At 54.3% G+C, this 12,497-nt stretch carries 6 protein-coding genes; all 6 read right to left on the bottom strand.

Features of this window, described 5'->3' with window-relative positions; all coding sequences use genetic code 11:
• Positions 1 to 7: 7 nt before the first annotated feature.
• The 6 genes from QU597_RS22110 to QU597_RS22135 are packed head-to-tail and all read right to left on the bottom strand — an operon-like array spanning position 8 to position 12,492.
• Positions 8 to 661 carry a hypothetical protein gene (locus tag QU597_RS22110; RefSeq protein WP_310829844.1) on the bottom strand — a complete coding sequence of 218 codons (654 nt, stop codon included), beginning with the start codon at positions 659 to 661 and terminating at the stop codon, positions 8 to 10.
• Positions 642 to 2,249 (bottom strand): non-ribosomal peptide synthetase, encoded by a 1,608-nt coding sequence (locus QU597_RS22115; protein WP_310829845.1) that lies wholly within the window; start codon positions 2,247 to 2,249, stop codon positions 642 to 644. The genes QU597_RS22110 and QU597_RS22115 overlap by 20 nt, the downstream gene beginning before the upstream one ends.
• Positions 2,246 to 2,989 carry a thioesterase II family protein gene (locus QU597_RS22120; protein ID WP_310829846.1) on the bottom strand — a complete coding sequence of 248 codons (744 nt, stop codon included), beginning with the start codon at positions 2,987 to 2,989 and terminating at the stop codon, positions 2,246 to 2,248. The genes QU597_RS22115 and QU597_RS22120 overlap by 4 nt, the downstream gene beginning before the upstream one ends.
• Positions 2,986 to 4,221, bottom strand: a complete 1,236-nt coding sequence (locus QU597_RS22125) for a beta-ketoacyl synthase N-terminal-like domain-containing protein (protein WP_310829847.1) — start codon at positions 4,219 to 4,221, stop codon at positions 2,986 to 2,988. The genes QU597_RS22120 and QU597_RS22125 overlap by 4 nt, the downstream gene beginning before the upstream one ends.
• Positions 4,214 to 8,707 carry an SDR family NAD(P)-dependent oxidoreductase gene (locus QU597_RS22130; protein WP_310829848.1) on the bottom strand — a complete coding sequence of 1,498 codons (4,494 nt, stop codon included), beginning with the start codon at positions 8,705 to 8,707 and terminating at the stop codon, positions 4,214 to 4,216. Before QU597_RS22130 ends, QU597_RS22125 begins: the two co-directional genes overlap by 8 nt.
• A gap of 38 nt (positions 8,708 to 8,745) precedes the next feature.
• Complete coding sequence (locus QU597_RS22135) at positions 8,746 to 12,492, bottom strand: SDR family NAD(P)-dependent oxidoreductase (RefSeq protein WP_310829849.1); 3,747 nt, start codon at positions 12,490 to 12,492, stop codon at positions 8,746 to 8,748.
• Positions 12,493 to 12,497: the final 5 nt, after the last annotated feature.

Here is a 12,497-nt window from a genome sequence, read left to right on the forward strand (position 1 = left end):
CATCCCCTTATCGTTCGCCGGCCTTAGATTTGCGGTGCCAATAATGAAACAAGAGCAGGTCCGCAACAAATCCGGCATTGATCAGCAGTATAAAGCTTAAGTAAATGCTCTGTGTGATGGAATGGACCGGATATTTGAGCAGGATCCCCGCTGTAATCAGCAGACTTGCCATAGCGCTCAGCGGGACAACCCCCGAGCTCCGGTAGTGGATCTTGCGGTACAGTCCGAGCATCAGCATCAGGATTCCCGGCAGAATCAGCGTTTCCCGCAGCTCACCGACATTTGGCATAGCCTCCCCGAAGGTGTACACCGGGAAACGGATGCAGAGCAGAAGGCCTGAAATGATCAGCAGTGAATCTAGCCATTTGCGGTGACTGCTGAGGGCGATGGCGTACCAGGCGCCGAAGACGTTCAGATAGGAAAGGCTAATCAGCACCAGCGCAGCCGCTACACTCAGGACGAACCAATACGTGTCACCCGGAATGAATTTGTCCTCGCCCACAAAGCGTAGGAATAGGAAAAAATAGATTCCGACCACAAGCAGCTTCAGTCCCCAATAGGTCTTCATCCCCGCGATAAACCTTCTGCGGAAGGCGGTGTTACCTCCCTGTAGATTAAAGCCGTACTTTCGGTATAAAAAATCATAGATAGTTCGCTGCATAATGTTCCTCTCCCAGCATATTGGATAGTTGCTCAATGGACGGGTGTTCAAAGACATCGAAGAAGCTGATATCTGCATCGAACTGCTGGTTAATCTCCCGGGCAATCTCCCATACGGTGACGGAATCCACGCCCTGCTCAAAAATGTTGGTCTGCTCATTTAAGGCCGCGCCGGGCAAATACTGCTGCAGGATCAGCGAGAGCTTTTTATTTTTGCTGAGGAAATGGTTCTCGTATAAGGTCTTGGTGTCCGTCTTCCCGTTCGCGGTCAGCGGAATTTCCTGCACATATACGATCTTGGACGGGATCATGTAGATCGGCAGCAGCTGCTTCAGCACCTGGCTGATATTCTCGGAGCGGGTCGTGACCGCCAGATAGATTTTTTTGTCCCGGACAAAAGCATGGCAGTTCTGAATCCCCTGGGCACGGACGGTATATTCGATCTCCTGCAGATCAATCCGGTAGCCGTTGATTTTGACCTGGGTATCCTTCCGGCCGAGATAGACAATTTTGCCTTCCGGATTCAGCCGAACTAGATCTCCTGTCTTATAGACCTCCTGGCCCTGCCACTGGACAAAAGCTTCCTTTGTCTTCTCCGGATTGCCGAGATAACCAAGCGCGACCCCGAGTCCGCTGGCATAAAGCTCCCCTTCTGCGGCGCTCTGCCCTTGCTCATCCACAATATGGGTCAACGTTCCATGAATCGCTGTACCGATGGCAATCTCCTGCATTACACTTCCCTGCTCCATGACATCCAGGGTAGTAAACACGGTGTTCTCTGTGGGACCATAGCCGTTAACTACCGTTGTATGCTTCAGCACTTCATTGACATGGGATAAGCTAAGCTGCTCGCCGCCTACAATTACGCGAGAAAGACTCTTGAACATTTCCGGCTTCTTGTCCACCCAGAAGTTGAACAGGGAGCAGGTGATCCACATCACGTCAATGCCCTGGCTAATCCGTTTTTCCACATGATAGATATTCAGAATCTCCGTCTTCGATAACAGAGAAATGGTCATGCCGGACAGCAGCCCGCCCCAGATCTCAATAATCGATGCGTCGAATTCCAGCGGACTGATATGGGAAATGGTCTTATCCGGGGAAAGTCCCAGACGCTCATCCCCCAGCAGGCGGAGGACACCGCGGTCCGGAATGCCGACCGCTTTGGGCGTGGAGGTTGTGCCTGAGGTGAATACGATGTAGCAGAGCTGCTCCGGAGTACGTGCGGGAAATTCCCATACTTCCCTCAGACTGGGCACCGGCTGCAGCACTTCATTAATTGTAGCTTTGACCTGGATCGTTTCGCGCATGGACTGCTTGCGGCCCTCCGGATAGTCCTTATTGATCACGGTATAGGCGGCTCCCGCCTTCAGCACAGCCACCATAGCGGCAATCGCCTCAATGCTGCGCTCCAGCTCGATTGCTACCACATCATGAGCCTGGACCCCCTTAACCTGCAGCTGCTGCAGATAGACATTGGATAGCGCATTTAAGTCTCCATAGGTGATGGAGCGGCTGCTCTCCACAATCGCCACCTTGTCCCTATATTTCCGCATGTTCTCCCCTAAAATGCCGAGAATATTGTTCATTGTCCGCTTCCTCCTTTGAATGGGCTTGTCTGGCCAGATGTGATGAAACCGATGATATGGTGATAGACCTGCTGCTGGAATTCGTAGTAAAAGAAATGACCGCCCGGATAGGTATGATACGGAATCTCCCGTTCCGACAGGTCGCTCCAGTCCTGCACGGCGGTGACGGACCGGTCTTCAAGCCCCTGAAAAACAGCAATCTGGACGGCAGGATCGAACCTGCGGCAGCGGTACTGATTGTCCAGGTTATAGCGGTTAACCGCCGTAATATCGCTGCGGAGAGCCGGCAAAAACAGTTGGCGCATCTGCTGGGAGGCAAACTGCCCTTCCTTGATCAGGCCATAGATGCGGCAGCGCTCCAGCAGCGTATCGTCGTCCGGCTCCTCTTCATCCACCGCTTCAATCCGGTGCGGCGGGGTGGCCGCCATGAACAGCAGCTTGATTACCGGATAGCCGGACTCTATTAAGGCATGGGCCAGTTCATACGCAATCAGGGAGCCCATGCTGTAACCCAGCAGAATCAGCTCTTCCTGCGGGTCCAGAGATTTCTTCAGCAGGGAGAACAGGTCAGCGGTGATGTCCCGGATCGAGCCGGAGGGCTTCTCGGAGAACCTTCTGCCGTGACCGGGATACTCCAGGGACAGGACTGCAAGCTCCGGGCAGCTGGCCTGAAGCTGCTTCTGCAGCTCAGCGAACACATTGACATGGGCACCTGCGTACGGCAGGAGAATCAGCTTCACTCGCGTGCACCTCCCCGGGAATACCTGCTTTCTGCATCCAGCTGAAGCAGCAGATTGTAGCAGTTGCCGTGCATCGAATACGATACGGCCGAGTACAGCCTGTAGTCTCCAGGGCTGATACTCCACTGCTCCCCGCTGATTCTGCCGATAAAAGCATTCGGGCTGGCGACTTCCCGGCTCTGCAGCAGAGTCTGCATGCGCTGCGAATCCAGCAGACGGCAGGCGCCGATCAGGCCATAGTAGCCTACGATATAATGGACTCCCTCCTTCAGGAATCCGCCTTTCAGGTTCCTGTAGGTTTTCTGGAGCGTCTTCAGGCAGGAGAATTCTGCCGTATCATCGATCTCATTGCCCCGGCCGTACAGCTCCAGAAAAACATCTGCTTCCGGATCAACTCCGGCATTCTCCAGGGAGCGGCTTACCAGCTTCTTGACAGCGGTCCGGTTGACAACGGGGTTGCCCATCGTTCCGGCAGAGATATCCTTAATCTCCGCAAGAATGGTATCGCCGTCGCTAAGTGCGAGTTCCCGCTCCTTCAACAGGAACGCAGCCCCGCCTTCCGAGAAGTACCGGCCTGAGGCCCCGTCCTCAAAAGGTTCGGTGTAGCGTTCAGCGCCTATTCCGAACTGGGACAGCTCATAAGGGACCGGAAAGGTAACCGCGCTTGATCCGCCGGTAAGGGCGATGTCGAACTCCCCTTTGCGGATTTTGGCATAGGCGCTGTACATCGAGCTGATCCCCGAAGTAGAAGCTTCACTGATGAGCTCAACGGCCGGAGGACGGCCCAGCTGAAGCAGCTTAAGATAGCCAAGCGGATCAATAAGCTTCACTGCATGTCCAAATGCCTCGCCTTCCACTCTCATTAATGCGAATTTGGAGAGGCTATCTGTCTGGGCGGTTCCTATCGAGACAAGCAGATTGCTCTTTGGACCCAGCACATTCCGGTCCGCCAGCGTCTGCAGGAGGGAGAGTGTGATCCGTTCGCTGGACAGCAGGAATCTGCTGTCCGGCCCGGAGATATGCTCCAGCTTGAAATGCTCCTCTACGGAGGGATAGAACACCCCGTCGAAGGAGGCAGCCTCACCCGGCTCCTGATTATAGGTTCGTTCAAGCTCACGCACACGGCTCTGCCAGATCGCGTTCTTGCGGCCCATCAGCTCTTCCGTACTCCCTGATTCCCGGCCCGGGTAATCATAGATGAAATCAACGATAACTACTCGGCGTTCATTCATTGGCTTCCTCCAGCAGATCTTTGACGTATTGGCTGAGCTGCGTGATGGTCGGGTAGATGAACACATCGGCCACTTCCATATCAATCTTGAACTGTTCTGCCACCGGACCATAGATGCCGAAGGCCTTGAGCGAATCGCCGCCCAAATCTGTGAAGCTCTTATTCACATCAATGTCATTGCGGTCCAGCACCGAGGCAAACACAACCGTGACGAACTTCTCCACTTCATCCTGGCTGTCGGTACCCGTGATCGTTAAGGCTGAGTACTCCTTAATCTGAATCTTGGCAGCCTCTTCCGCTACAACATCCGAAGCTGCAGCTGCGGCTCTGCTGCCTGCATACTGCTGCGGCATGCGGATATATTCGGCTAAGAATTCCGCCGTCTTGGCTTTGTTGAACTCACCGGCGATAACCTTGCCGAGCTTCTTATCCAGCGAGAGTCTGATGTATTCCCTTCCGACAGGCGAAGAGAGTGACTTCATCAGCAAATGCTCGTCTGCTGCGGCCAGATCGCCGAATTGCAGCGCCATACCGGTATCTTTCCAGCCCGGCCACAATACTGTGGTTGCCGCTTCATCCCTGAAGCCCTCAAGAAAGGCGTTGGCGAAGGTATAAGAGAACTGGCCTGCCGATCCGGCAATCGTGGTCATGGAGGAGCTGGCAATGAAGAACTTCAGCGGCTGACCTTGCAGGTATTTGCGCAGCAGCAGGGTCCCTGTTACTTTTGGAGCTACAATATTTAAGAATTCCTGTTCAGACTTCGTAAAGAGCATGCCCTCTTCCGGAACCCCTGCCAGATGAACAATTCCCGCTATAGTTCCTATACTGGCCAGGCTGCCTACAACCTGCTTGACCTGTTCCTCGTCCGATACATCACAGCTGTGGAAGGACACGTTAGAACCTTTGCCCAGTACCTGGTTCATCCGGCTCAGCTTGCCGCTTTCTTCGGCTGTCAGCGATGCCTTGGCCTGTAAGGCGGAATAGGAATCTTTGCGTCCAAGGATGGCAATGTGCAGCTTCGGCTGGCGTTCCAGCAGAACATCGATGTATTCCATCCCGATACCGCCGTAGCCTCCGGTCACAATCACACAGTCTTCTTCATTCAGCTGAAGGTTCGCATCCGCCGGGGCCTTAGCCTCGACCAGCGTTTCCTCATACAACTGGTTATGGTCAACCAGCATTTTCTTGCCGTCCAGCTCTTCTGTCTCCGCGATACTGAGGATCTTCCCAAGGTCGAATTCCGCCAGGTTCAGCATTTGCGTCTTGAAGCCGGTATTCTCCAGCCCCAGAATTCTTCCTGAGCTCAGCAGGGAATAGTTCAGCGGATTAAGCATGGTGTCAGCCGGATCCAGAGCGAAGCCGTTATCAGCCAGGATCAGCACTTTGCCCTTGCGCTTGACCAGCGAATTGGCCTGCTTGGCAAAGTCAAAATAATGGAGCATTTCCTGCTGGGTGACGCTGGTATCCGGCAGGGACTCCCCAAACCAGGGAGCATAGATCACGAAATCATATTTCTCGGCAGGCTTGAAGGCTTTGAGCGCTCTGTAATCCTGCAGGTCTACACCTTCACGCTGTTCAGCGGCGGCAAGCTCAAGTGCCCGCCCGTTGCCGACGACCAGAACGGTCTTCCCGGCAGCTGCAGAAGCTGCTGTCTCCTGTACACGGTAAGCCGAAGGCGTCCAGTTCACTTCATGCAGATGAGGCTTGAAATAGGCGTTGGCAAAAGCCTTCATAACGTATTTGTCCAGGTAAGCTATAGTCTCGCCAAGCTCGTTGTAGACGGAGATATTGGCCGTAATGACATCATGATCTCCGGCCGGGTCGTAGAGCAGCTCTGTCCTGGAATATATCCGGCCGGTGAACGCTTTGCCGGTGAAGGTGAATTTGCCGTAGGACAGCGGAAGGTAGCTTTTGCCGCGGGCCTGGGCACGCTCATACACCATCGCGCCAAGAATGCCGTCAAGCAGGGAAGGATGCAGGTAGAATTTCTGCAAGTCACCGGCAAATTGCTCATGGAGCGTCAGGGACAGCAGGATCTCGGAGGCGGATGGACGGACCAGGCGGAAATTCTGCTTGGCGAAATCCCAGCGGCCTTTAAAGAAGTTATTCTCCTCGGAGCCGAAGTCCGCGCTTAGCAGCTGCTGTTCGAACATGCTGTTCACATCTACAGCCTCCGATGCAGCCTCAAGCTCCGCCTGTCTGATCGTAAAGGAGGCATGCGTCACATAGTTGTTCATATCCTGGTTCTCATAGGAGAAGACCTCGATGTCCAGCTGCTTGGAGGAACTCTTGCCGACGTGGATCTGGAACTCTCTGCGTTTATCCTCCAGCTGAATCAGATTTTTGAAATAGAGCTTCTCCAGCTGGAACGCCGGGGTTCCGAAATATAGGACCGCCAGCTCAGCGGCGAGCTGTGTATAGGTGGTTCCGGAGAAGGTCCGCTGGCCGCCGATCCGGTGATCGTCGACAAACCAGTCATCCGGTGACAGCTTAACAGTGTACACATCGGAATGACCTGTCTTCAGCGTCTGCTTGGTGATCAGTGTGGATTGTACGGGCAGGCTGGGCCCGGAATTCTCGTAGGTGTTATGCTTTTTAACATTCGCCCACAGCACCTGCCGTTTGAATTCATAAGTCGGCAAGGAGAGCGTAACTGCATCCTGATAAGGATACATTTCCAGCGCCAGGTCATAACCTTCCAGATATAACTGGATCAGTTCGCCTGTCATGTACTGGTCGTAGCCGGTTTTGAGCCGGTGCTGCATCAGCTTCTTCATATCACCGGATATCTCCTGAATTTCGCCCTGAAGGATTCCTTCTGCAGACTGTCCGCTGGCCAGAACACCAATGGCTGCACGCAGCTTGCCGGTGAATTCTGCGAAGGATGCCGCCTCGAACCCGATACCATTCTTAAAATGATTCCGTTTGTGAATCAGCGTATAAGAGATGTTGTGCAGGCTGAAGGCTTCCAGTCTTCCTGCCTGGCGCACGAATTTATTCAGGACTGCAATCAGCTGCTCTGCGGTTTGGGCCGAGAAAACGAATGGATAAGGTGCTGATGACTTCACCGGCTCGCGGCGTGTTTCATATTCCTCCAGTACAATATGGGCATTGGTTCCGCTGAATCCGAAAGAACTGATCCCTCCGCGGCGGGGATATTTGCCTCTTTCCCATTTCCGGACTTTTGTGGGGATATAGAAAGGGCTGTCGACAAATTTGATATATTCATTGGGCGATTCAAAAGACTGGTTGGGGAAAATCTCCTGGTTCCGCAAGGCCAGCGACATCTTGATCAGTCCGCCTACACCGGCTGCACCTACGGTGTGCCCGATATTCTCCTTAAGGCTGGTGAGGGCGCAGAAGCCCTTTTTGTCTGCATGCTGCTTGTACGCATCTGTAAGTCCTCTAACTTCAATCGGGTCACCCAGCTTCGTGCCGGTGCCATGGGCATCGATATATTCCACGGTTTCGGGAGAGATGGAGCTGCGTTCATAAGTCTCCAGCAGCAGGTCCTTCTGGGCATGCGGATTGGGAGCGGTCAGCCCGTTCGATTTGCCGTCGCTGTTGATCATGCTTCCGCGGATAATGGAATAGATATTGTCGTTGTCTTCGATTGCATTCTTCAGCCGCTTGAGGATAACAATCCCCACCCCTTCGCCGAAGATCGTCCCCTGCGACTCCGCATCGAACACCTTCAGGAATGAACGGGAGGTCTCCACATTGCTGTACTGGTCCAGCACACTGCCCTGGCGGGGGAACAGGCCAAGCGCAATACCGCCGACAATCGCTGTATCAATCTCCTTGTCACGCAGCGTCTTCACCGCCAGATGCGCGGCCACCAGCGAAGAGGAGCAGGCGGTATCAATGACAAAGGAGCCGCCCGACATGTTGTAGATATAATTGAGGCGGCTGGCCAGTATGCCCTCCCAGCAGCCGGAGTTCACATAGTTCGAATCCTCCTCAATCTCTGAGCGGTAATTAGCGGTAATGGACTTGTCCTTCCCGATATAAATCGCTGTTTTGCTGTCCTTGACGGCATCCAGCCGGATGCCTGCATCCTCAAGTGCCAGGTAGGAATGCTTCATCACCAGACGGTGCGTAGGGTCAATATATTTGGCCTCCTCCGGGGAAATGCCGAAGAACTCCGGATCAAAGGTATCAATATCCTCCAGGTAAGCGCCCTTCTCCCGGCAGAGCCGCTGCAGGAACTCCTCCGGGGTCGTCTTCAGGTGGTCTGCACCCTTCTGCAGATAGTCATGATCCTTCGGAATGTACTGAATCCGGTTCTCCGGGAACTCCTTAAAGCCCCTCATCCCGTGCTTGACCGCCTGATAGAACTCGAAGGTATCCTTCACATTGCTGTATTCGCAGGAGATGCCCACGATAGCGATATCATCGGGAATAATCTCCTCCAGCAGCGCCTTGCCGGCCGCCGAATCCAGATTTCCTTTTTTGACCTGATCAAATATATACTCGCCTGCTCTCATTGCGTTCGCCTCTTTCAATGTTTTTGGACTTCTATCGCTTATGCCTTCTGGAATCTCAAGAAATCCAGCAGGTCGGCGGCATCCGGGGCAGCTTCAGACATCACCTGCTGCACCGGTACATGTATAGCCTGTTCCATGAGCTCTGCCTGCCCGTTGATGGTCGGAATGGAGAACAGGGTGGTCACATCAAAGCTTCCCGGAAAAGCACGGTTAAGCTCATCACATAGCTGCACGATCGTAATGGAGTCTCCCCCCTGCTCAAAAAAACTGAGCTGCGGATCGTAGCAGTCCTCGCCAAGCGTCCGCTTCCAGGCCTCGGTGACACCTTGCACGGCTGTGGATGCGGCGGCTGACGGAGCTGCTTGCGGCTGCGGGCTGCGGATACCGGAGACCTGCTCCGCTCTGCCGAACAGCGAGGAGTAGTCCTCGGCTGCAGTCTTCAGCTTCAGCATGGAAGCCTGCCGGACTCCCGAATGGACGAACAGATCGATCAGCTTCACGCCATCTCCGCTATGCAGCTTCTCAAAGTAATAATCCGCCTTGCCGGCTGACATGCCGACATCCTCCCATCCGGTCAGATTCAGGGTCCGGATATTGCCGCCGTCCACTGCCAGCCCGGATTGATAAGCGTTCGCCGCGCAATATTCCGTCTGTCCCATGGCACCGATCAGACCGGCGACGGAAGCAAAGTGGATGATCTCCCTGGCATGGGGGAAGTATTTGCCGAGGAGAAAGGAGCCGTTGATTTTGCTGCGTGTCCGCCCGCAGAACTCTGCTTTTGGCTTATTGGCGAACAGTCCTCTTGCCGGTTCTCCGGCAAAATTGAGCACATAATCCACATGCTGTCCTTCCCCCGCGGCCAAGGCCTGCACCTGATGCTCATCGGTAACATCGAAGGCGAGATAGCGCAGATTAGCGGGTTGAGGTTCACCCTTCCATTCCGGGCTGCGTCCAGCTGCAATAATGCATGTGTCAGGGTAGGCCGCAGCCACATACTTGGCGTATTCTCTTCCAATGCCTGAAGCTCCGCCGATGATCAGGAGTGTCCGTCCGGCCAGCTTGCCGGGTTCGTCCGCCTTCAGCTTCAGGCTCTTGAAGCGGAGCGTCCGGAAATCACCGGCTCTATGCACAATCAGATCCTCGTCATGATAGGAATAGCGGCTGAGCTCCATGGATTCCTGGCCATAGGGGCTGTCAATCAGCCTGATCTTAAAATTCAGCTCCAGGCGGAGAGCGTAGATCCCCATAGCCACACTACGGCTCAGGGCATTCATTTCATCCCGGCCGAACAGTCCGGTGCTGATGTAATGAAACTGCTTCAGACGGTTCCCGCGGTTAAGCTCCACAAGCCAGCAGCCGAGATCATAGGTCTCTTCCGCTACGGAGGACTCGTCCCTGTAGGGCTTATCCCACATAAAAATGCTCTGGGCTGCTTCCGCAGCCGGCAGCAGCAGCTGCAGCTCAGAGATTTCCCCGAAGTAATGAACCGGCTCTTCAGGCTGCAATACTCCCTGCCATGACTGATGCATAATCAGCAGCGGCGTCTGCGGCTCTTCCCGTACCTTGAATACCGTTTCGATATAATGCTCCTGCTTGAAGTAATCCCCCCGGGGCTCCCCGCCGGTCGTCAGCGCATTTTTGACCTTGTAGTTTCTAACCGTAAGAACCGCTCTGCCTAAACTGTCATACAGATTAATGTCCAAAGATAATATAATATTCCCGATGTTATCCGAAGTTTTCTCGCGTATCCTCAGATCTGAATAGAAGTCACTTCCGGAAAGTTCGCCGCTGCCGAAATCAATTTCACTCCACAGCCAAGGGAACAGAATATCATTCGGCTCCGCGATCCGGTTCAGGGCGTTGAACGCCGGGTCCAACAGGGACGGATAAAAGCTGTATAATCCAAATTCCCGCTCATAGCCGGCCGGTGCCTTCAACTTTACCAGGGCGCGGCCATGGTCACTGCTAACCCAGAGCTTGTCCACAGTTGCCCATCTGCCGGAGACCTGCAGCCCGCCGTCCCCGCCATCTCCCACCTGGCTGGTGACGGCAATTTCCTGCAATTCCGTTTCGGGGTCCAGCTCTATGGCGGCAAGCCCGCCTTCACACTTGTGCACAAGCTCGAATTGAAGCCAGTTCCGGTGCTCTCCTGTGACAGCATAGGAGACCGTGCCGCGAAGGGTTATTTTATCCAGGATAAGGGTAATCGTAAATGGCTCCTGCCGTACCGAGAGAGGCGCCAGAATATGCAGATTCCGGATATTGAATTGTGCCAGTTCATAGGCGGTAGAGCGCAGGCCCTGGGAGAGGATTTCAAAAATTGCTGTGCCTACCATCAGATGGCTGCCGCCAAAGGTGTGCTCCCTGATCTCCCAGCACTGCTGCAGACTCAGCGGAAATTGAACGCTCAGCGTATGCTCCGTATCCAGCCGTTGAAGGGGACTATTGACCGAGAAGGAGTTTCTGTCCAGCGGGAACCAATAGGGCTGCAGCTGCAGTTCCAATGCCTTCCCCCTGCATACTCTATTGCCTTCGTAGCCTTCCAGGATGACATGGGCATTCGTTCCTGTCATGCCGAAGGAGCTGACCCCGGCCAATGAACGCGGAGGGAGCGGGCGGCTTTTGTCCGGAACATAGAATACTGAATGTTCGAACTCAATTTCTCCATTGGGAATTCTGAAATCGGGATGCGGCAGCAGGACGCTGCGCTGCAGGCTCATCACGGATTTAATCAGTGAAAATAATCCGGAGGCCACATCCAAATGGCCGAAATTCGATTTGCAGGCCGTAAGAGCAACAGATTGCCTGCTCACACCACGCTCCAGGAAAAAAGGATTCAAGCTTTCGAATTCGATGCTGTCCCCAATCGCCGTGCCTGTTCCATGGGCCTCGATGAAGGCCAGCCGGTCCAGCTGATCTGCCAAGGGGCTCCACGCTTCCGCAATCAGGCCCTCCTGGGCCAGCGGGTTCGGGGAGGACATGTTGACGGTATGCCCGTCATTATTCACGGCATAGCCTTTGATCAGGCCATAGATCGCGTCACCGTCACGTTCGGCATCCTCACGTCTTTTGAGAATAACAGCGCCTACCCCTTCCCCGATGGAGGTGCCGGTGCTCCGCTCATCAAAGGCTTTGGTCGTGGCATCGGCTGCCAGAATATCTACCAGCTTGTCGGCCTTCTCGCCGGGCTTAATATACAGGTTGGAGCTGACAACCACCGCATAATCAATATCTCCGCGGCGGAGCTCATTCGAGGCTTGAATCACGGATACCAGTGAAGAGGAGCAGGCCGTATCCGTCATGACTGCCGGCCCTTTCAGGTCAAAAATATAATTGATCCGGCTGGCGATGGTCGAATTCAGCATGCCCAGCAGGTCCGGGGTCAGACCTAGCGCCTGCAGCTGCAGCTGATACTGGTATTGCTGCGTGGTATTCACGCTGCCGTAGACGCCTGTCCGTGTACCCCGGATGTCTTCCAGATAGCCGCTGTCATTCAGCGCCCGTGTTGCGGAGAGCAAGGTCAGCCGCTGGTTGGGGTCCATATACTCCGCACTTTTCCGGGCGATATGATAAAATTTATGATCAAATTCATCGATGGCTCTAAAATAGGAGCCCTCCATGTAACGTTCTTCATCCTCAGACAGCCCGCTCCGGTTCAGCCGCTGCGCAGGGAACTTCCCCTTCGATACCTGTTTGCCGCTTATAAAGCGCCAGACTTCCTCCTGATCCCGGCAGCCTGGCATGGACAGATCCAGACCTATAATAGCAATATCCTCCTTACTCAAGCTCC

This window comes from Paenibacillus pedocola, from assembly GCF_031599675.1.
GTDB lineage: Bacteria > Bacillota > Bacilli > Paenibacillales > Paenibacillaceae > Paenibacillus_AQ > Paenibacillus_AQ pedocola.